Source organism: Aestuariibacter sp. GS-14 (assembly GCF_006494365.1).
Classification (GTDB): Bacteria; Pseudomonadota; Gammaproteobacteria; order Enterobacterales; family Alteromonadaceae; genus Alteromonas; species Alteromonas mangrovi.
The window spans coordinates 256515-276786 of sequence record NZ_VHIP01000006.1 but is presented as its reverse complement, the minus strand read 5'-3'; the positions used below and the strand labels follow the sequence as shown (position 1 = coordinate 276786).

At 48.2% G+C, this 20272-nt stretch carries 21 protein-coding genes; 11 read left to right on the top strand and 10 right to left on the bottom strand.

Annotated elements, in window-relative coordinates; translation table 11 throughout:
* Window positions 1-18: 18 nt before the first annotated feature.
* Both dtd and pip read right to left on the bottom strand, forming a co-directional pair.
* Window positions 19-456, bottom strand: a complete 438-nt coding sequence (gene dtd / locus FJ444_RS12380; RefSeq protein WP_140958609.1) for a D-aminoacyl-tRNA deacylase — start codon at window positions 454-456, stop codon at window positions 19-21.
* Window positions 453-1406: a prolyl aminopeptidase gene (pip, locus tag FJ444_RS12375; protein WP_140958608.1), complete on the bottom strand. Its 954-nt coding sequence runs from the start codon at window positions 1404-1406 to the stop codon at window positions 453-455. Before pip ends, dtd begins: the two co-directional genes overlap by 4 nt.
* 101 nt (window positions 1407-1507) lie before the next feature.
* Here pip and FJ444_RS12370 point away from each other — a divergent pair, with 101 nt between their 5' ends.
* Together FJ444_RS12370 and FJ444_RS12365 are read left to right on the top strand one after the other, a co-directional pair.
* Window positions 1508-1738: a hypothetical protein gene (locus tag FJ444_RS12370; protein ID WP_140958607.1), complete on the top strand. Its 231-nt coding sequence runs from the start codon at window positions 1508-1510 to the stop codon at window positions 1736-1738.
* Window positions 1739-1757: 19 nt separating this feature from the next.
* A complete protein-coding gene (locus tag FJ444_RS12365) occupies window positions 1758-2405 on the top strand; it encodes a DUF2959 domain-containing protein (protein ID WP_140958606.1) in 648 nt (215 codons plus the stop codon).
* Between the two features lie 88 nt (window positions 2406-2493).
* On the opposite strand, the gene FJ444_RS12360 is transcribed toward FJ444_RS12365, so the two are convergent.
* Window positions 2494-3381, bottom strand: a complete 888-nt coding sequence (locus FJ444_RS12360) for a virulence factor BrkB family protein (RefSeq protein WP_140958605.1) — start codon at window positions 3379-3381, stop codon at window positions 2494-2496.
* 77 nt (window positions 3382-3458) lie between these two features.
* The gene (gene metF / locus FJ444_RS12355) at window positions 3459-4349 is read right to left on the bottom strand and encodes a methylenetetrahydrofolate reductase (protein WP_140958604.1); all 891 of its coding nucleotides are present in this window, start codon (window positions 4347-4349) and stop codon (window positions 3459-3461) included.
* Window positions 4350-4496: 147 nt separating this feature from the next.
* Here metF and metJ point away from each other — a divergent pair, with 147 nt between their 5' ends.
* Window positions 4497-4823 (top strand): met regulon transcriptional regulator MetJ, encoded by a 327-nt coding sequence (metJ, locus tag FJ444_RS12350; RefSeq protein ID WP_140958603.1) that lies wholly within the window; start codon window positions 4497-4499, stop codon window positions 4821-4823.
* Between the two features lie 87 nt (window positions 4824-4910).
* Here the strand turns inward: metJ and FJ444_RS12345 are convergent, their stop codons facing one another.
* Window positions 4911-6149 (bottom strand): malic enzyme-like NAD(P)-binding protein, encoded by a 1239-nt coding sequence (locus FJ444_RS12345; protein ID WP_140958602.1) that lies wholly within the window; start codon window positions 6147-6149, stop codon window positions 4911-4913.
* Between the two features lie 325 nt (window positions 6150-6474).
* Window positions 6475-6687 (bottom strand): 50S ribosomal protein L31, encoded by a 213-nt coding sequence (gene rpmE / locus FJ444_RS12340; RefSeq protein WP_140958601.1) that lies wholly within the window; start codon window positions 6685-6687, stop codon window positions 6475-6477.
* Between the two features lie 280 nt (window positions 6688-6967).
* Between rpmE and priA the strand changes: the two genes are divergently transcribed.
* The 4 genes from priA (at window position 6968) to hslU (ending at window position 11977) form a co-directional block, all read left to right on the top strand.
* A complete protein-coding gene (priA, locus tag FJ444_RS12335) occupies window positions 6968-9154 on the top strand; it encodes a primosomal protein N' (protein WP_140958600.1) in 2187 nt (728 codons plus the stop codon).
* 189 nt (window positions 9155-9343) lie between these two features.
* Window positions 9344-9919 carry an SPOR domain-containing protein gene (locus FJ444_RS12330; RefSeq protein WP_140958599.1) on the top strand — a complete coding sequence of 192 codons (576 nt, stop codon included), beginning with the start codon at window positions 9344-9346 and terminating at the stop codon, window positions 9917-9919.
* A gap of 132 nt (window positions 9920-10051) precedes the next feature.
* Window positions 10052-10576 (top strand): ATP-dependent protease subunit HslV, encoded by a 525-nt coding sequence (gene hslV / locus FJ444_RS12325; protein WP_140958598.1) that lies wholly within the window; start codon window positions 10052-10054, stop codon window positions 10574-10576.
* A 69-nt stretch (window positions 10577-10645) separates the two neighbouring features.
* Entirely contained in the window at window positions 10646-11977 is a 1332-nt protein-coding gene (gene hslU / locus FJ444_RS12320) for an HslU--HslV peptidase ATPase subunit (RefSeq protein ID WP_140958597.1), read from the top strand.
* A 65-nt stretch (window positions 11978-12042) separates the two neighbouring features.
* On the opposite strand, the gene FJ444_RS12315 is transcribed toward hslU, so the two are convergent.
* The 4 genes from FJ444_RS12315 to FJ444_RS12300 all read right to left on the bottom strand — a co-directional run bounded on the left by FJ444_RS12315 (window position 12043) and on the right by FJ444_RS12300 (window position 15996).
* On the bottom strand, window positions 12043-12213 hold the full coding sequence (locus tag FJ444_RS12315; protein WP_140958596.1) for a DUF6435 family protein: 171 nt from the start codon (window positions 12211-12213) through the stop codon (window positions 12043-12045).
* Window positions 12214-12336: 123 nt separating this feature from the next.
* Window positions 12337-12576 carry a LuxR C-terminal-related transcriptional regulator gene (locus FJ444_RS12310; RefSeq protein ID WP_140958595.1) on the bottom strand — a complete coding sequence of 80 codons (240 nt, stop codon included), beginning with the start codon at window positions 12574-12576 and terminating at the stop codon, window positions 12337-12339.
* Window positions 12569-14740, bottom strand: a complete 2172-nt coding sequence (locus FJ444_RS12305) for a peptidase domain-containing ABC transporter (protein WP_140958594.1) — start codon at window positions 14738-14740, stop codon at window positions 12569-12571. Before FJ444_RS12305 ends, FJ444_RS12310 begins: the two co-directional genes overlap by 8 nt.
* The gene (locus FJ444_RS12300) at window positions 14737-15996 is read right to left on the bottom strand and encodes an HlyD family efflux transporter periplasmic adaptor subunit (protein WP_140958593.1); all 1260 of its coding nucleotides are present in this window, start codon (window positions 15994-15996) and stop codon (window positions 14737-14739) included. The genes FJ444_RS12305 and FJ444_RS12300 overlap by 4 nt, the downstream gene beginning before the upstream one ends.
* A gap of 300 nt (window positions 15997-16296) precedes the next feature.
* On the opposite strand from FJ444_RS12300, the gene FJ444_RS12295 reads away from it, so the two are divergent.
* From FJ444_RS12295 to FJ444_RS12280, 4 genes are all read left to right on the top strand, one after another.
* Complete coding sequence (locus FJ444_RS12295; RefSeq protein ID WP_140958592.1) at window positions 16297-17841, top strand: hydroxymethylglutaryl-CoA reductase; 1545 nt, start codon at window positions 16297-16299, stop codon at window positions 17839-17841.
* 262 nt (window positions 17842-18103) lie between these two features.
* Window positions 18104-18457, top strand: coding sequence for a PadR family transcriptional regulator (locus tag FJ444_RS12290; protein WP_255439146.1), 354 nt, complete (start codon window positions 18104-18106; stop codon window positions 18455-18457).
* Window positions 18458-18474: 17 nt separating this feature from the next.
* Window positions 18475-19053, top strand: a complete 579-nt coding sequence (locus FJ444_RS12285) for a hypothetical protein (protein ID WP_140958591.1) — start codon at window positions 18475-18477, stop codon at window positions 19051-19053.
* Window positions 19046-20215 (top strand): metallophosphoesterase, encoded by a 1170-nt coding sequence (locus FJ444_RS12280; RefSeq protein WP_140958590.1) that lies wholly within the window; start codon window positions 19046-19048, stop codon window positions 20213-20215. Before FJ444_RS12285 ends, FJ444_RS12280 begins: the two co-directional genes overlap by 8 nt.
* Window positions 20216-20272 lie beyond the last annotated feature (57 nt).

Sequence of the window (20272 nt, the reverse complement as noted above, 5' to 3'; positions counted from 1 at the left end):
TCGAAAGCGGCGAAACTTCTACACCTGAAAGTGAAAGGTAACCGGACCATCGTTTATCAGGTGGACTTTCATGTCTGCACCGAATTCACCTGTCTGCACCGGAATGCCGGTGGCTTTTAGCGCATCTACGAATTGCAGGTATAATTGCTGGCCGATTACTGGCGACGCGCCTCGGGAAAAGCCGGGCCGATTGCCTTTTTGCGTGTCTGCCACCAACGTGAACTGCGAGACAACCAGTATGGCACCACCAGTTTGCTGGATATTGAGGTTCATCTTTCCCTGTTCATCACTGAACAGACGATACTGACTGATTTTTTTGACCAGTTTGTCGATTTGAGCCTGGCCATCATCTTTTTCTACACCCAGTAACAACAGTATGCCTTTACCAATTTGGCCAATCACATTTGCTTCTACGGTAACACTGGCTTCACTAACGCGTTGAATTAATCCAATCATAACTTTTGCTGCAATAACTGTTTGAAATGCTCAATGGCGTTCATTAGCGCCAGTTTAATTGCCGGTTCAGTACTGCTGTGTCCCGCTCCGGGTATCATATGCAATTGGCTCAGCGGCCAGTGTTCATGCAATGTGGTTGCGTTTTCTGGTTTGCAAATCGTATCACATCGCCCGTGAATAATGATTCCCGGAATACGCGCAAGCATGCTCGCTTTGCTAATAATCTCGTTCTCGGCAATGAAGCACTGCTGTGCGATATAGTGCCATTCAAGTACTGCAAGCGACATCACGGTTGGATGAACGGGTAATGAAGTGGGGTAACCGGCATTGGTATACACCCGAGCAATGCTTTCTTCCCAGGAGTACCATTTTGCTGCGGAGCGTTGTGCCTGGTCAGAGGCTAAATCAGTAAACATCTCTGTATAATGCCCGATAATATCTTGTACATTTTGTGCGTCAGGACAATCTTCAACAAATGCAGGGTACAAATCAGGATATATTTGTGCGGCGCCACCCATTGGGTCCAGAAACCAATTGAAATCTTCTTGCCGTGCCAGAAATATCCCCCTGAGTATAAGGCCGGAAACGGTTTCCGGTTCCTCCAGCGCAGCCAGCAACGCAAGTGTACTGCCCCAACTGCCACCAAATAGCAGCCACTTATCAATGCCAAGGTGTGTTCTGAGTTGGCGAATATCGGATAACAGATGCTGGGTGGTATTGTGTTCAAGTAACAGATGAGGGGTTGAGCGGCCGCATCCACGCTGCTCAAATCCAATTAAATGGTAAGCATCCAGGGGAAATAACTGCATGTAATCCGGAGCCAAACCTGCGCCCGGGCCGCCGTGGATCATGAGAACCGGAATGCCTTCGGGATTCCCGGAACACTCATAATATATGCGGTGATTGTTGCCTACATCTAAATGGCCGTGATGATAGCGAGTGGTGGGCACGGTTAAGTTCTCTTACAAATCAAGTTTTGAATATCGTTGTAACTTAACCCTAATTGATTTAGTTTACGGAGTAAATTGTATTTGTATTAAGGATGTTTTTTATGGCAGGTCAAGGTTCTGGCGGAAATGTATTAGCCGCAATTTGTAGTTTCTTTATTCCTGGCTTGGGGCAATTGGTGCAGGGACGAATTATGTCTGCATTGATGTTCTTTCTTATCTGTGCGGTAAGTTATGCGCTGTCTGCTACCATTATTCTTATCTTTATGTGGGTTGTGGGTGCAATCTTTCACCTGTGGTCAATTATTGACGCCGCAAAATTTAGAAGCGAGTAATGTTTAAAAAGGTAATCTCATGCGAAGCTTAATACCTGTTGTACTCACGGTAGCGTTGACCGCTGGTCTTACTGCTTGTCAGAGTGCTTATTACGCAGCCTGGGAAAAAGTAGGCGTTGAAAAACGCGACATACTGGTAGACCGGGTTGAGGACGCCAGGGATTCCCAGCAGGAGGCTGAGCAACAGTTTACCTCAGCGCTTGAAGAGTTTTCTGCACTGCTTCAGTTTAATGGTGGCGAGCTTGAAGAAGCTTACAACACCCTGAACGATAAATACGAAGCGAGTAAGCAAGCGGCTGATGATGTTACCCAGCGTATCGATAAAATTGAAAGTGTGGCAGAAGCACTGTTCGATGAATGGGAAACCGAACTGGAACAGTATTCAAATGCCAGTTTAAAGCGCAGCAGTCAGCAAAAGCTGTCTGAAACCCGTTTGAAGTACAACAAGATGATACGCGCAATGCGTCGGGTTGAAAGCAGCATGCAACCGGTGCTGGCAACGCTTCAGGATAACGTGTTGTTTTTAAAGCACAACCTGAATGCCAGTGCAGTAGGGGCGTTACAGGGTGAGCTGGGTACTATTGAGAAAAACGTGAAAAGCTTATTGAAAGACATGCAGGCCGCGATTTCCCAGTCTAATGCATTTATTGCTGAGATGGCTGGTTAGAGATGGTTGGTTAGTTAGCTAACTTGTTTTTCCGTTGAAAAGAAAAAGGTCAGCAGTTTGCTGACCTTTTTGCTGTGGAGCGGCAGAGCTAGTTTACCGGTAAATCCCGGGGCTCTTCCGTGGTGCCTTTGTCTGTCTCTGAGGCGTCTGCCAGTGAACAGGTAAATTCCGCACCGACTAATACAACCATCCATGACAGGTAAATCCACAGGAATAAAATAGGCAATGCAGCTAAAGCACCGTAGATAACCTGATACGAGGGAAAACTGGTAACGTAAAATGCGAAGCCCTTTTTACTCAGTTCGAACAATAGCGTAGCCAGCATTGCGCCGCCCAAGGCGTGTTTTGCTGGTACCCGGCGATTGGGTACCAGCGTGTACAAAATAATGAAGGCAGCAAGCGCAGTAAAACTGGGTACCAACTCCAACATAAAAGTGCCGAGTCCTGGCGTATATTCTTCCGCAAATTCAGCCAGTCCGGTCAGATAGGAAGTCATTAGTACGCTGGCTCCCATCAGCAATGGCCCCAGCGTGATCACCATCCAATAGATAGCAAAGGTATAGATTAGTGGGCGCTCACTTTGCGTACGCCATATGCGATTCAAGGTTTTATCTATGTTGGAAATAAGCAATAACGCCACAATCAACAACGATAGAATTCCCACTGCCCCCATTTGCGATGCGTTGCTAACGAAGTCACCAATGTAACGGTGTACCACGTCGCTGGCTGTAGGAACGAAATTGCTAAAAATAAACTGTTCCAGTTTATTGCGTACCTGGTCGAAGGCCGGGAATGCCGACAAAATGGTAAAGAACACCATAATAAAGGGCACAAGCGATAACAGGGTGACGTAGGCCAGATGGCCCGCAGAAATGGCGATGTTGTCGGTTCGACACCGGGTAATAAATACCGAACCAAAATTAATCAGTTTGGTGGACCAGGTTTCCCAAAGCGCTTGCCAGTCAGGCTTTTCCACAACAATTCCTTGCCTATGCGTAAAAGCCTAGTCTACCGCGTCCGTGCGGTTCATCAAATGATTTGTGTTAATTGCACTCAGTTGTTGTTAGCGCGCACGCCTAACATATGGCAAATCGCGTAGCTTAATTCGCTGCGATTAAGGGTATAGAAGTGGAAGTGCTTTACGCCTTCTTTGGCCAACACTTTTACCATGTCCATGGCAATATTGGCACCTAACAGATTGCGGGTGGTTTGATCGTCATCGTCCAAACCATCAAACATTTTGTGCAAATAGCCTGGCACATGCACGTTGGTAAAGCCCGCAAATTTCACCAGCGTTTGGTAGTTAGTTACTGGCAGAATGCCTGGCACGATATCCAAATCAATGCCAGCTGCAGCTGCGCGGTCACGGAATCGCAGATACACGCTGGCATCAAAGAAAAACTGAGTAATGGCCTCTGTAGCGCCTGCCTCTGCTTTGCGCTTCAGGTTCAGCAAATCAAATTGTGCATTGGGTGCTTCAGGGTGCTTCTCAGGGTAAGCCGCTACCGAAATGTCAAAATCCGCAACGTCTTTTAACAACGCAACCAGATCAGATGCATACATATCGGTTTTATCTACGCCTGGCGGTAAATCTCCACGCAGAGCAACTATGCGGCGAATACCAGAGTCCCAGTAATCTTTTGCGATTTGCTTGAGCTCGTCTTTAGTGGCATCAACACAAGTTAAGTGTGGGGCTGCGGTTACACCCGTTTGCTGCTGAATGCGTTTAACGATGTCATGGGTACGGTCACGCTCGCCACTGTTTGCGCCATAGGTAACCGACATGTAAGAAGGTTTCAGAGGCGCCAGACGCTCAACTGATTTCCATAGTGTCTTTTCCATCGACTCTGTTTTAGGCGGAAAAAATTCAAATGACACGTCTATGTCACGTAGTTCCGACAGCGATTGGTTTAGGGCATCGACCCCTTGTGCGTATGACACCATGATGTAATTTTCTCAACTGGACGTTTAGACGTCTAAACTAAAGAATATATGTCTGGACGTCAAGCGGTTTACACTGCTCAATTGACCTTTTCTGTGGTTTGTTTAGAATTTCTCAACATAATAAATAATCAATAGCTGGAATTAAGAATGGCAAAGTGGGACGGAAAGTACATTCACCCGTACGCAGAACACGGTAAAAAGAGTGAGCAGGTTAAAAAGGTTACTGTTTCGATTCCCATCAATGTACTGAAAGTGCTAACGGATGAACGGACCCGACGCCAGATTAATAACCTTCGCCATGCAACGAATTCGGAATTGTTATGCGAAGCGTTTTTGCATGCCTTCACTGGTCAGCCATTACCTGATGATGAAGATCTCCGTAAAGACAACCCTAACCGCATTCCTGGCGAAGCTCGCCGAATTATGTTGGAGATGGGATTAGATCCAGACGCCGAGGAAGGTGAAGAAGAGTAGTCCTTGGCATGATGTCGTAATACAAAAACAAAAAACGCCTCTGTAGAGGCGTTCTTTGTTTATAGCGTTATAAACATGATTAACGGTTTACGCGTAATCCGGGATCACATCTAAACGCGCCACACCCGAATCAATTGCAGCTTGTGCAACGGCTCTCGCAATGCGCGAGCACAAACGCGGATCCATTGGCTTGGGAATAATGTAGTCTTTTCCAAAGCTTAAAGACGCCGACTTACTGGCTTTCAATACCGATTCTGGTACCGGCTCTTTTGAAATTGCTCGCAACGCTTCAACTGCGGCCACTTTCATTGCATCGTTAATGGCTGACGCACGCACATCCAGTGCACCGCGGAAAATAAACGGGAAGCACAGTACGTTATTAACCTGATTTGGATAGTCAGAGCGGCCGGTTGCCATAATTATGTCAGAACGGGTAGCCAAGGCAACTTCCGGCTTGATTTCCGGATCCGGGTTTGAACAGGCAAACACAATCGGGTTTGGCGCCATCAGAGCCAGGGCTTCCGGTGGCAGTAAATCCGGACCTGATACACCTACAAAAATGTCAGCACCATCCATTACATCTTCCAGCGTGCGCTTGTCGGTATTGTTGGCAAACAACATTTTGTGCTCGGTTAAATCATCGCGACGCGTGTGGATCACGCCTTTTCTGTCGAGCATATAGATACGCTCGCGCTGAGCGCCACACTTAATGAGCAATTCCATACAGGCAACCGCTGCCGCACCCGCACCAAGGCACACGATTTTCGCGTCTTCTATGGATTTTCCCTGTATTTCAAGCGCGTTGAGCATACCTGCGGCAGTGACGATAGCCGTGCCGTGCTGATCATCGTGGAATACCGGAATTTTGCAGCGTTTTATCAGTTCCTGTTCTATTTCAAAGCACTCAGGTGCTTTGATATCTTCCAGGTTAATCCCGCCAAAGGTGTCGGCAATATTGGCAACCGTGTTGATAAATTCTTCGGTAGTGCGGTGTTTTACTTCAATATCAATCGCATCCAAACCCGCAAAGCGTTTAAACAGCAGTGCTTTACCTTCCATTACCGGCTTGGAGGCCAGAGGACCTAAGTTCCCTAATCCCAGAATGGCGGTACCGTTGCTGATTACAGCAACCATGTTACCTTTACCGGTATACTTGTAAGCAGCGTTGGGATCTTCGGCGATTTCGCGACAAGGCTCTGCCACGCCAGGGCTGTAAGCCAGTGCTAAATCATCAACGCTGTCTGCGGGTTTAGACAGTTCTACGCGAATTTTGCCCGGCGTAGGGTAGGCATGATAGTCGAGGGCACGTTGGCGAAAATCTGACATTCTTTAAATATCCTGTAATGCTTGTTGTCGCACCTTTATAAAGGTGACCGTCAGTCGCTAGTTATTATAATTATTATTTATGGCAAACTTTAACACAGTGAAATCATAGGCGTATACAAACAATTTCGGTTACACGCCTTTAAAATAACGTGTCCGATGAGTTACCGCCAAATACAGCAAGCTATACTCGATATTTTCTATATTTATCTGTTTTGTGAATGGTATTTATCCAGTGTATTGATAGTTGTGGAAAGTGTTCAAAAAACACAATGTTCAGGCACAAAAAAAGCGCCACAAAGGCGCTTTTCTCTGAAACTTAATGAGCTTATTTCTTGCCCAGTGCACCGAAACGCTTCTTGAAGCGATCAACACGACCACCGGTGTCAACGTTACGTTGCTTACCAGTGTAGAAAGGGTGACAAGCTGAACATACGTCCAGGTTGATGTCTTTGCCCAGTGTTGAACGAACAGTGATAACGTTACCGCAAGAACAGTTTGCTGTAATTGCTTCGTATTTTGGATGGATATCTTGTTTCATTGGATTACCTCATATAAAGGCCGTATCGCTATCCAGCCCGAAGCTGAACACCATACGTAGCTAAATTCAGTACAAGCGACATTCGCTTGGTTTTTAAGAGCGGCGCATATTACTGGATGTCGATAAATCAATCAAGATTTTTATCGATTAAAGTACGGCCCGACAGGTGTCCCAGCCGTAATTTTCTTCAGTAACCTGACGGATTAATGTTATTCTGTCCTGCTAACGTTTAAGTTTGTCAATGTGTAAGAAACAGCACAGGATACGCTGATAAATAATCATGCCCGTAGTTGATGTCGCGGTACCCGTACCGCTAAAGCAATCGTTTAGTTACCGCCACCACACGCCCGTTCAAATCGGTGTGCGCGTACAGGTGCCGTTTGGAAACCGCACCCTGATTGGCGTGGTGTTAAATTGCGCTGAAGATGACGCGAACAACGCAGAGCTGGCCTTAAAATCCGTAACCGACGTACTGGATGACGTGCCACTTTTTGATGCTACCCTGATTACGTTGGTTAACTGGCTGGCGAAATACTACCACCATCCCATTGGAGAGGTATGGGCCACGTTGATGCCGGTGCGTTTACGCAAAGGTATGCCGCTTACCGACAAGCTCGATGCTTTTGCAATAACAGAGAGCGGACAGGACGCCTTAGAACAATCGCTGGTAAAAGGGAAAAAGCAACAGCAGTGCCTGGCAATGTTTGCAGAAGGGCCGGTTGAAGAAGGTGAAATAAAGCAGCTCTTTACACCCGCCGTGGTGAAGGCGCTCCTGGAAAAAGCACTCATTCATCCAGTGCAAATCACCCAGCAAAGTCAGCCAGACTGGGCATCGTATTCATTACAGGAAACGCCACCTTTTGCTTCAAGGGAACAAGCGGTTGCCATTGCGGCAATTAATCAGGCGGGGGTGGGGTTTCGCACCTTTTTAATCGAAGGCGTTACCGGTAGCGGTAAAACCGAAGTGTACCTGCAGGTTATCGCGCCTGTGTTAAAGGCCAACCGGCAGGTGCTGATACTGGTACCTGAAATAGGGCTGACACCACAAACGGTGGGGCGCTTTGAGCGGCGCTTCGGTGTAAAAGTGGGTGTGTTGCATTCGCAGATGTCAGATCTGGCCAGACTACAAGTGTGGCAGCAATCGCGCCGGGGTGAACTGGGCATTGTTATTGGGACCCGTTCAGCCATTTTCACACCGATGGCCCGCCCGGGCATGATTATTGTTGATGAAGAACATGATGAGTCGTTTAAACAGCAGGATGGCCTGCGTTATCATGCGCGGGATTTAGCTGTAAAGCGGGCGCAAACCGAAAAAGTACCGCTGTTACTTGGCAGTGCAACGCCATCACTGGAGAGTCTGAACAACGCATTGGCTGGCCGTTATATCCATCTGCAACTTAGCGAGCGGGCAGGTGGTGCCAGCCATACTCAGCTGAAAGTACTGGATTCGCGTGACCAACCGCTCCAGGCGGGTATTGCTGCAGGCTTGCTTGGGATTATGCGCAGTCATTTGCAACAAGGTAATCAGGTACTGGTATTTTTAAACCGTCGGGGCTATGCGCCCGCGGTGTTGTGTCATCACTGCGGTCAAACCGTGGATTGCAAAAGTTGCGACCGGCCATACACTTTCCACAAGTCGCAGGCTCGTTTGCAGTGTCATCATTGTGGCGCCAGTAAACGAATGCCGACACAGTGCGGTGCTTGTCATAGTACTTCATTGCAAACATCAGGCGTTGGAACCGAGCAACTCGAACAAGGGCTAGGCGAGCTTTTCCCAGACGTGAAGCAGGTTAGAATCGATAGCGATGCGGTGCGTGGCAAAGGTGCGCTGGTTGCCCGGTTGGATGAAATCAACGCGCGAAAATATCAGTTGCTTGTTGGCACGCAAATACTCTCCAAAGGACATCACTTTCCCCACGTTACGCTGGTAGTAGTATTGGATTGTGATGGCGCGTTGTTTTCTGCCGATTTTCGCGCACCGGAGAAATTCGCACAGTTAATCACCCAGTTAGCCGGGCGTGCAGGACGTGCTACCAAGCCAGGTGAAATGGTTATTCAAACCGATAACCCCGGGCATCCACTGCTTCAGGATTTAATACAAAACGGTTTTGCACACTTTGCCCGCCATGCATTGCATGAACGCAAAATGGCGAACCTGCCGCCCTACAGTGCTCAGGCAGTGATTCGGGCGGAAGCCAATACTGCGCAGCAGGTGCATACATTCCTGCAGCAAGTGAAGCAGGTATTTGCTGTCAGTAGCAATCAGTTTGGCGGGTATCTCGCTGGCCCGTTGCCTTGTCTTATTGAGAAACGCCAGGGGCGCTTCCGTTTTATGGTATTGCTGCAGTGTACCCAGCGTGTGGCATTGCACGCCTGGATCACCAGCGCGTTACGCGACGTTCAGGGATTGCCACTAGCTAACCGTGTGCGCTGGAGCCTGGATATCGACCCCGTAGATTTCAGCTAATTGTCTGATACTGCAATAAATGGTGGTTGTAACCTCAATAAAATGTCATAACGGGTAAAACTTGGGCAGCTTTTTCTAAACAGGCGCGTTACACTGGTCTGCTCATTGGTATGTTCACTAATGAGTAGTCAGGTTTTAGAATTTTGCGCATGTTTGCGTGCCGTATGATAGATAAATTAGAAAGGCATTATGTCTCAACGCGATTATGTTTCTCGTGGCCGCACACCACAGAAAAAACAGAAAAATAAAAAAACGACAGGAAACGCCCGCAACAATGCTGGCCCATTGCCGGCTAAAACCGTCTCTTGGGTTGCTGTTGGAGTTGTCATTGCATTGCTGGTTGGGTTTGCTTACTTCCTGTGGTCTATAAAAGATAACGTAGAACCTGATGGCGTGCAGCCGCTGGCGAAAAAGCCAGTGGCAGTTGAAGATGAATTGCCAGAGTTACCACAGGAAGAGTGGGAATATATTAAAACGCTACCTGGTTACGAAGTTGAAGTGGATGTTGCTCAACAAGAGAAGTCAGATAAACGTTACCTGATGCAGTGCGCGTCGTTTAAAACTCGCGCTCAGGCAGAAGAAATGCGCGCAAAAATCGCCTTTCAGGGTATGGAAGCGCAAATCCGCCGAAGTGACGGTGACAATGGCGAATGGTTTCGCGTAATTTTGGGGCCCTATGACGCTAAACGTGATGCGGAGCGCGCCAAGCATGCACTGCGTAAAGTGAATATTACCACCTGCCAAATCTGGTTCTGGAATTTATAATCTGATCTTTTCTGGCCGTTGTATCTAACGGCCCTTGAAATTCTCTTTTCGTTCCCCCATTTTCCTTTCATTGTTCATGCATTGCCCGAGTTTTGATAATGGCAATGCCATAACCACCCAAGTGGAGTGAATGTGACTACAATTGTATCTGTCCGTCGGGACAACCAGGTAGTAATGGCCGGCGATGGTCAGGTATCGCTGGGCAATACCGTGATGAAAGGTAACGCAAGAAAGGTGCGTCGCTTATACAAAAACAAAGTACTCGCGGGGTTTGCCGGTGGTACCGCTGATGCGTTTACCCTGTTCGAACGTTTTGAAGCTAAACTGGAAATGCACCAGGGACACTTAACCAAAGCTGCAGTGGAGCTGGCTAAAGACTGGCGCACCGATCGCATGTTGCGCAAACTTGAGGCGTTGCTGGCCGTTGCCGACGAAACAGCATCGTTAATCATTACGGGTAACGGTGATGTTGTGCAGCCGGAGCAGGACTTAATCGCTATTGGCTCTGGTGGCAATTACGCACAGGCAGCCGCGACAGCCTTATTAAACAACACAACGCTTAGCGCAAAAGATATTGCAGAAAAGAGCCTGACCATTGCGGCAGACATTTGTGTGTTTACCAACCACAATCAAACGGTTGAAGTACTGGATTATTAATTTATCAGGTAATGGGTATTCAACCGGTTACCTGGCTGGCTCGGCCAGCACGAGATAAAAGGGTTTGCTATGTCTGAAATGACACCAAGAGAAATTGTTCACGAACTCGACCGACACATCATTGGCCAGCAAGGGGCTAAACGTGCGGTTGCTATTGCCCTGCGTAATCGCTGGCGTCGAATGCAACTGCCTCAGGAGTTGCGTCAGGAAGTGACACCAAAAAATATCCTGATGATTGGCCCAACCGGCGTAGGGAAAACAGAAATTGCCCGTCGTCTGGCCAAGCTTGCCAATGCCCCTTTCATTAAAGTGGAAGCTACCAAGTTTACTGAAGTTGGTTATGTAGGTAAAGAAGTTGAGTCGATCATTCGTGATCTGGCTGATATCGCGGTTAAAATGACCAAAGAGCGCGAAATGGAAAAAGTGCGCTTTCGTGCAGAAGAAGCCGCAGAAGAGCGTATTCTGGATATCCTGATCCCGCCAGCCGAAAACGCCTGGGGCGAGAAAGAACGCACTGAAGATCGCGGTACGCGTCAGTCATTCCGCAAAAAATTGCGCGAAGGCACACTCGACGACAAGGAAATTGAAGTGGATGTTGCCCAGCAGCAAATCGGCGTGGAAATCATGGCGCCGCCGGGCATGGAAGAAATGACCAACCAACTGCAAGGTATGTTCGAGAATCTGTCGTCGGGTTCGCATAAGAAGAAAAAGAAGATGCGTATTCGCGATGCCATGAAAGTGCTGGTGGAAGAAGAAGCGGCACGTCTGGTAAATAAAGAAGATTTGAAAGCCATTGCACTGGAAGCGGTTGAACAGCACGGTATTGTGTTTGTTGATGAAATTGACAAGATTTGTAAGCGCGAAGGCACCAGTTCAGCCGATGTATCACGCGAAGGTGTGCAGCGTGACTTACTGCCGCTGGTAGAAGGCTCTACTGTTTCAACCAAACACGGTATGATTAAAACCGACCACATTTTGTTTATCGCCTCTGGCGCATTCCAAATGAGCAAACCGTCGGATCTGATCCCGGAATTACAAGGCCGTTTACCCATTCGCGTAGAACTATCAGCGCTGAAAGTAGACGACTTTAAACGCATTCTTACTGAACCTAATGCGTCGTTAACCGAGCAGTATATTGCTTTAATGAAAACTGAAGGCGTTACGGTGGAGTTTTCCGAGAGCGGTATTCAGCGTATTGCGGAAGCGGCCTGGCAGGTAAACGAGAAAACCGAAAATATCGGTGCCCGCCGTTTGCACACAGTGCTGGAGCGTTTAATGGAAGACATTTCCTATGACGCATCAGAAAAACAGGGCGAGACCTACACCATTGATGCCGCTTATGTGAATGCTCACCTTGAAGCGCTAGTGGATAACGAAGACCTGAGCCGGTTTATTCTGTAAGCGCAAACGTGTACTCGTACATGGCGGCCCATTGGAGGCCGCTTTTTTATGTGTGCGAATTAGTGTTACTTCTTCTCTAGCATTTCTATCTGGCTCCACAAAGCCTCTGCTTGCGCGGTTAGTTCTGCGTATAAGCGCATATCGCCGTTGCGCTGGGCATGCATCCCTTTTTCCAGCAGGGCATTGTATTGCGCACGCATTTTTTTGGTGGGGTCTTTTTTAAATAATCCAAACATAATGGGGTCCACAGACGGATAAACTGTCTGGTTATACGTTGCGTCAGTGAATTGGATTAGTTTAAGGGGAGATGAACTAGAAAAGCGGCGATCACCGAGGTGATCGCCTCAATGCTTTACGGATCATGCTGCGGCCTGTGCGTAAATAAATCGAAAGTACCTGGCCATAAGCGCTGCGCGATTACGGATACATAACTTTCGGTAGATGTTTGCGCAGTGAAACTTCACTGTGCGCTCGCTAATGAACAGCTGAGACGCAATGCTCTTATTGGGCAGCCCTTCGATGATTTTTTGGGCAACCTGCAGTTCGCGTTTAGACAGTGCTTCGAGTTGGTCGTTAGTAAATAACTCTTGATCAAGCATAGTATTCTCCTTGGCTTGGTTTTGGGGGTAGATCAGTACGAAAGCTAACGGGTACCTCGGTCAGGCTTCCATCCTGTAGGTGAAATCGTCGTTGGGCCATGGCTATAGTTTCCTGGCGATGAGCAATAACAATGCGGGTCATGGGTAATCGGGCCAGGTTGGCATTAATGGTTTGTTCGCATTCAATATCCAGGTGGCTACTGGCTTCATCCAGGATCAGCAGCGCCGGATTTTGATAGAGCGCTCGGGCCAGGTACAATCGCTGACGCTGGCCGCCACTCAGGTTGCTGCCGCCTTCGTGCAGTAAGCTGTAATACTGCATGGGAAGTTGCATGATGGTGCTGTGCAGACAAGCAAGCTGGCAGCACTGCATCAGGCGATGCATGTCGATGTCGGGTTGAAAGCCACAGATATTTTCAATCAGGGTGCCAGACAGGCAAATGTCGTCTTGCATCACTGCACCAATGCGTTGTTGCGGGTGGCGGTTATCCAGCGGGGCACCGTCAATCAGTAACTGCCCGTTGGTAGGGCCAAACAACCCTACAAGGCACTTCACCAAGGTCGATTTTCCATTGCCGCTATGCCCGGTGATCACCACCAATTCGCCTGGATTAATGGTAAGTGATAAGTGTTTTAATACGGGCGAGCCGCCGTTGTAAGCAAAACTGAAATCGCGCAGTTCTACTTTGTGGGCAATGGCTGGCTGAGAGTCGGGTTGTGCGGGTGAAGATAAGTTATCCAACTGAGCTGTGGTATGCACAATGTCGGCTAAACGCTCCAGGTGAACCCGCAATAAACGCCATTGAATCAACTGCGAAATCAGTGTGTTAATGGCATTGTTGAAGCGCCCTTTGTAACTGATAAAGGCATACAGCATGCCTACGCTAAGTGCCTGTACTAACACCAGTTGCGCGGCAAAATACACCACCAGCAGGTTCTCCAGACCAAACAGGAAAAGCTGTGCGGCACTAAACCCCATATCCCAGCGCTTGATGCGAATGTCGCGATTCAGGCTGTCGGTTAGCAAATGCTGCCAGCCCTGCAAACGGAAGTTTTCAAGTCTCAACATGCGGACCGACTGAATACCGCGCACGGTTTCTATAAAGTGCGTACTTTCCTTGGCATCACATACCTGCTTTTCCTGCTGTAACAGTTGCAGAGGGCGAAGCAGTGCCATGCGAAGCAAGGTAAACAATACGGAGAAACCCAGTACGATAAGCATCAGCTTCACACTGTAAATCGCCATCAGTATCAAGGTGCACGCCACAATAAGTGAGTCCAGTACCAGGCTGACAATGCCTTCGCTGATAAACCGGCGAATCTCATGCAGTGTGCCAAACCGGGTAACCAAATCACCAATATGTCGGTTGGCGAAGTAGCTGAAGGGCAATTTAAGCAGATGGGTAAACACATTGACCGACAGTTGCTGGGCCAGGTGGCTTGCCAGGTGCAGTCCAACATTCTGGCGCACAAAATTGGTAATGGTTTCTACCGCCAGTAACAACAGAAAGCCAGCGAATAACACGTTAAGCAGTTGGGTGTCCTGATTTAAAATCACATCGTCAATGATTAACTGCATGTAGTAGGGACTGGCCAATGCAAAACACTGAAGTAAAAGCGAGAGGCCAAACATCAGGGCCAGTGAGCGTTTTAACCCAACAATATTGGCCCACAGTGCCGACAGGGTAAGTTTGCTGCGCGCATCGGCTTTCGCAAACGAGTTTGCAGGCTGGAGCTCAAGTGCAATCCCGGTGAAGTGTTCGCCAAACTCGGCCCAGCTGAGCTTTCTCTCGCCAATAGCCGGATCGTTGATGGTAATAGCCCGCGACGATACGCGGCTTAGCACCACAAAGTGCTGCATGTCCCAGTGCAGAATGGCAGGCAGGGTAAGTTCATTTAATTGAGCGGGTTCCAGCTTAACTGCCCGGCTATTAAGCGACATCAGCGTTGCATAGTCGGTAAGTTGCCTCAGGCTTGCTCCTTGTTCCGATACCAGTCCGGCGCCACGCAACTTGTGTAGATCCACTTTTAGTCCGTGGTAGGCAGCTATCATTGCCAGGCAGGCAACGCCGCATTCACTGTGCTGAGCCTGCATAATCTGCGGTACTTTACGTCGCCATGGCAATTGCAGAGAAGGCGTGAGCTGACTTAACGAGGCGCTCATAACACACCTCCATGCAATACATATAGCGGCTCAAATAACCACTGCAACAAGTTGCGTTCGCGAATTTGAATTTCCGCAGCAAAGGTCATTCCCGCACGCAGCGCAATATCATTATTGGCAAACCGGATATGATGACTCGACAATGTAGCGGTGGCCAGATACACGGGCTGTTCAGCCTGAAACGGAGTTTGCGCAATTTCCTGTGGCAATAGCAGGTGGGCCGACAATTGGGTGATCACGGCTTCTTGCGTGCCAAATTGGGTATACGGGAAGGCGTCGTAACGTACCTGCAAAGATTGCCCAGGCTCAATGAATCCTGCCGCGGCGACGGGAATTAACAGTTTCGCCTCAACGGTGGCATTTTCGGGCATTAACGACAACAGTGGTAACGAAGAGTGGGTTGCTTGTCCGGTGTTCACTTGTAGTTGGGAGACTCTGCCCCTGGCCGGTGCCACCACCAGAATATCCTGGGTGCTCAAATGTTGGTTTAAACGGTTTTGTTGTTCGCTGATCTGATTATCTATATCCAATTCAGCCAGCGCCTGTTGTTGTTGGGTGGCCGACAGGTTAAACCTTACTGACTGCTGTTCGGCGGCATTTTTGAGTAGTTCTCTGGCGAGCTGTTCATGTTGATAATGTTCATTCAACCACTGACTTTGAATGTCGCTAAGCTGATATTCACTGGCGTGGCCATCCGCAACCAGCACTTCTAAAGCCGACTTTTGTTTCGCAGCCAGTGCCAGTTTTTTCGCATGGAGCGCTTTCATACTTTGTAGCTGTTGCTGGTCGGCTGCCAGAGAGCGCAGTGAAGCGGTTAATTGCGCCAGTTGTTGCTGGTGGTTTTGAGCGGTAAGGGTGCGGCGTGCCTGCAGGCGCTCAAGCTGGCGCTGAATTTCCGCTGTCTGCAACTCTCCTGCATGTAAGTTTTGACTGAATATGGTGTCGCGCCGTAAGCGCACTAAGGGTGTACCCGCTTCTACCAGGGCGTTCTCTGTAACCAGTATTTCATCAACAATAGCCCCTGGTTGGGGACTGTACACATGGGTCACCCCAGAAGGGGGTTCCAGCCAGCCTGATACGGATTGAGTATAGGTATAATTGCCGGAAGTAAGCCAGTACACTGCTGCCGCCAGCCACACAAACAAACATAAGGTAAGGGCAATAAAAGACAGCCTGGGCCGCAATAATACTTCCCCTTTTATACGCTGTTGCTGTGCGTTTAATACCTGATGACGAAACAATGTGTTGGTTTGCATAACGCCTTGGCTCCCTGCATTCAATGTTGATTAACAGTAAGCCGGGAAGAGGCAGATTGCTTGCAGGCAAGGGCCGGTGTGTTATGGGGAGGGGACCCTACCTTCTGGATGTCCCAAATTTCGCATTGATGTCTCAAATGTACTGGTTGGTTACCGATCGGATAACGTCAATACGGGCATTGCGATATATCAACGCTATTCAAAAGAATACGAATTTCACTTGTACAAACTGTGAACCACTGGCTATTGTATGAAGACACCTAAAAAAACGATAAACAGAAATACGCCAAGGAAGTTTTTATGTTCATACCCAGTATCCTACTTCGTCAGTTGTATACCCACGGAAGCCTTACTCAAACCGAAGACGGCTTGCAGTTTATGCTTAAAAACCGTTTGAAAGATGCGGTGCTAAACCGGGTCGATGGTATTTCGATTGATGGTAAAGCCATTCCACCGAAATCCATTACGTTTCAGGTGGGGCCTGAGCAGGTTATGTCGATGGACGAACTCAATCAGGCGGGCGATGTGGCATTCGCTCTAAAACAGGCGATTACGGTATTTTTGGATGTCAAACTGCCGGTGAGCCCGGAAAAACATAAAATTGAACTGGCATTTAAAGCGTCGCCATTTGGCAAATTAAAATTCACGGTAGAAGACAATATTTCAGCGCCGGATACGTCAAACCGGCATATACCCCGCGATTCTCATGATGACTATGGTCAGGATATTATTGGCAAGCGCCAAAAGTTCTTTGAGGATTATTGCGGCGGTAAAATAAACCATGTGGGTAAATACTCAATTGATCCGCAAACCCTGAAAGGCAATATCGAGCACTTTATTGGTGTAGCCCAAGTACCTATTGGCGTGGCAGGGCCGGTTAAAATAGACGGTGAATATGCAAAAGGTGAGTTCCTTGTACCGTTAGCTACCACCGAGGGTACGCTGGTGGCTTCTTACAACCGGGGTATGAAATTGCTGAACATGAGCGGAGGCATAAAATCCACTGTTGTTGACGATGCCATGCAACGCGCTCCGGTTTTTGTATTTTCCGACGCGCGTGGCGCGCGGGATTTTGTGAAATGGGTGAATGAGAACATTGGCAAAATCCGCGAAGAAGCCGAAGCCACCTCTTCGGTAGCTAAACTTACCTATATCGATAGCTTCCTGTCGAACAAGTTTGCGTTTTTGCGTTTTAATTACCGCACCGGTGATGCAGCAGGGCAAAACATGGTTGGCAGAGCGACGTTTGCGGCCTGTGGCTGGATTCTGGATCATTATCAGGGAATAGAAAACTTCTACCTTGAGTCTAACTTCGCCACCGATAAAAAAGCCTCGCAAATTAATATTATGCGTACGCGCGGAAAGCGTGTTATTGCCGAAGCAACGATTAAACGTGAGCACTTACTGTCGGTTATGCGCGTTGATCCTAAACAAATTGACTATCATGGCCGGGTATCTGCGGTGGGGTCATTTTTGTCTGGCGTAAATAACACGGGTTTGCATTCGCCCAATGGTATTACCGCTATGTTTATTGCCACGGGGCAGGACGTGGCCAACGTGTCTGAGTCATCCGCGGGTATCATGTATTCTGAGTTAACCGATGACGGTGATCTGTATATCTCATTAACTATTCCGTCACTGATTGTGGCTACCTACGGTGGGGGTACCGGCATTGGTACCCAAAAAGAATGTCTGGAGCTGATGGGGTGTTACGGGCGTGACAAAGTGCTGAAGTTTGCTGAAATTGTTGGTGCAGTTGCACTAGCAGGCGAAATTTCGCTGGCCTCAGCCATTTCCAGTTCCGATTGGGTGTCGTCGCACGAACAATACGGGCGGAATCGTTAAGTTATTCGGTCTTTACAGTGCAGCGGTGTTTGCTGCTGCACTTCTGCCCATTCACTTTCTGCATCCTTCAGAAATACCTTTGTTCCTTCGGTTCAGTATGAAACAACGTTCAAGTTGAGTCGTTGCAACATTCGGTGTTTTACCTGAATACCTGCTCTCCCCTTATTGAATACACATCCTGAAACACAATGAAGTTGATTACTGTATTGTGGTTGCTATAACCTAATACTATGTATTGCATAGTATTAGGTTATACATATTGATGAAGCTGCAAGATGCATCACAACAGCATGCCAAATGGGATGCCCAGTTGCGCAAAGGAACATTAGAGCTGGCCGTATTAGCTGCGCTGGAAGGCAAGCAAAAATATGGTTTGGAATTGCTCAACCAATTTCAGCAATTTGACACACTACAAATCACCGAGGGCACCTTGTATCCGCTGCTGGACAGGCTAAAGCGAGAAGGCATTCTCGCCGCAAGCTGGATTCAGCAGGGCGAGCAACGTCCACGAAAATATTATTCACTTACCGTAGCCGGTGCAAAAAAGCTGGGGTTTTTGAAGCAGCGCTGGATAAGCACGGTAGCCGATCTAAACAGTATTTTGTGTGAATCATAATATAAGGAGCCAGAAAAATGTCTGAACGCAACGCTATCAGAACTTACCTGAAATCCCTGAGTCGATACCTTGCGCCACTCAGTGACGAAGAAGCGAACGAAGTGGTCAGGGAAATTGAATCACACATTTTCGATGTTATAGATAGTCAGGAAATGGCGGGTCAGGCTGCTGATATTACACAGATCCTGGCGCGTTTGGGGCCTCCCAGAGAGCTGGCGGAACAATACGTTAGCCATTTGCGCACAGGAACGCCGCCGCCGGAGGGGTTCGGTGCCATTGCCAGTGTGCGTAAAGGGTTGTCTAAAATGTTTTATTACGGGCTCGCAGTATTTGGTTTTGGAATCGGTTTGGCGTTGTTTGCGCTGGCCTTTGTGAATCTACTGGTGCCCAATGGCGTGGCAATCTGGTCTTCTGCAGATGGTAATTCAGTTGTTATTGGTTTGATGCAGCATCCCATTACTTCTGAGCAACCTGATTCGTTGCGAGGCTTTTGGATTTCGCCTGTGGCGCTGATTATGGGCTATTTAATTTTGCTCACTACACATAAAGTGCTTGGCTTTATTCGCCAGACTAAATCAGAGCCTCGTTATGTTTAAATCTATCACTCGCGCCGTTGGTCACTTCCTGCTAGTGTCAGTTGTGTTGCTTGCAATTGCTATTTGTGTGGGGATTTCACAGCACGCTTCCATTAATTTGGGTGATGCGCCACTGGCGTACAAGGTGGGCGGTGAAGGTCCTTTGGTGTTCTTTGAAAACAACCAGATGGCAGTGAGCTATATCCGGGGTTCGCGCGAAGAAGGCTTTAGTGTAGAAACCAACTATTATGCTAAACATGAATCCATACCTGCCAGTGTGTTTTTTGCATTGGACGAGTCTTCCTTTTCGTTTGTTCTCAATGAGCCTGCTGATACGCCACCGGCGGTTTATAACGACGACGAGCCTATTCTGGCTATCTCGGATCTGGAAGGGAACTTTCATACCTTCCGGAAATTTTTGCTGGCCCATGGAGTAATAACCCAAACCTACGACTGGCAATTTGGCAAAGGGCACCTGGTTCTGGTGGGAGATATGGTGGACCGCGGACAGTCCACTACGCAGTTGCTATGGTTTATTTATAAACTTGAACAGCAGGCGCTACTCGCCGGTGGTCGGGTGCATTACATACTAGGTAACCACGAAATCAAAAACCTGCAAGGCAACATGCAATCAGCAGCAGACAAATATACCCCTATCGCGGGTTTTGTGGGTAAGTCTACAGCCGGTTTATTTGCTGACGATGCATTTTGGGGGCGCTGGCTAGCGGCTAAGAATACCGTAGAAATGATCAATGGGCATATCTTCGTACATGGTGGTTTGCATCCTGATGTTGTTAAACATCAGTGGCATATCAACGCCATGAATCAGCGAATTCGCGCACATTACCGCCAGATGTACTACCCGGGATTGGCCGATGAAAAAACAGCAAGCTTACTGTCTACCGAAACAGGCCCAGCCTGGTTCAGAGGGTATTTGCGAGGCGAAGTGACGAACGATGAATTTGAACGTATTCTGACATTCTACGATGCTAAGAGCATTACGGTTGGGCATACCTTGCAGTTCAGTGTAAACAGTCAGTTCAATAATCGCTTATTCGCTATCGACGTGAAACACCCTGATGACTACAGAGCCAGCTTCCCGGTAAAGTCATCTGAAGGCTTGCTGATAGATGGCGAGCGGTTCTACCGTCTCACGGACGACGGCGAAAAGCATCAGCTTTAAGGCGATGTCAAAAACCCCTGAAGCGCGAGGATTTCAAGGGCTATAGTTCAGCACTTA